General features: G+C 71.6%; 1 protein-coding gene. It reads right to left on the bottom strand.

Annotated elements, in window-relative coordinates:
- A partial coding sequence (locus FVW20_RS17455; RefSeq protein WP_196610584.1) for a glutamate-5-semialdehyde dehydrogenase occupies positions 1–744 on the bottom strand: 744 nt, incomplete at both ends.

Raw genomic sequence — 744 nt, 5'->3', positions numbered from 1 at the left:
CCGCATCGCCCAGCAGGGGCAGCGCCGTCGGGCACGCGCGGAAGGTCACTCCGGCAGGGGCCAGCCGGGCGGCCACGGCGGGCAGCAGGGCTGCGGCCTCGTCCTTGTGCACCAGCAGGCATTCCAGCGCGTTGCATACGCCGGGGCGCTGCACCTTGCCGTTGAAGACGATCTCCACGGCCTGGTCCAGGTCCGCGCCCGCGTCCACGTAGGCGTGGCACACGCCCTTGTAGTGCTTCAGCACGGGCATGGTGGCCTGTTGCACCACGGCGCGGATCAGGGTTTCGCCCCCGCGCGGGATGATCACGTCGATGTGCTGCTCCAGCGCGCACAGCGCGCCCACGGCGGCCCTGTCGGTGCGCGAGACCACCTGCACCGCGTCGCCGGGAAGGCCCGCGGCAGACATGGCCTCGGCAATGAGCCCGGCCAGGGCAAGGTTGGAGTGGATGGCCTCGGACCCGCCGCGCAGGATCACCGCGTTGCCCGCCTTCAGGCACAGGATGGCGGAATCGATGGTCACGTTGGGACGCGATTCGTAGATGATGGCGATGACGCCGAGGGGAATGCGCATGCGCCCCACCAGCAGGCCGTTGGGGCGCTGCCACTGGGTTTCCACCGCGCCCACAGGGTCGGGCAGGGCCGCCACGTGGCGGCAGGCGGCGGCCATTTCGGCCATGATGCGCGGAGTAAGGCGCAGGCGGTCCATGCGCGGGGCGTCCATGCCCGCCGCTTCGGCGGCGGTCA

Origin of the sequence: Nitratidesulfovibrio oxamicus (assembly GCF_015731765.1) — a bacterium.
GTDB classification, from domain to species: Bacteria; Desulfobacterota; Desulfovibrionia; order Desulfovibrionales; family Desulfovibrionaceae; genus Cupidesulfovibrio; species Cupidesulfovibrio oxamicus.
Note: the sequence above shows the minus strand (reverse complement) of the source record. Positions and strands in the feature narration are given on the sequence as shown.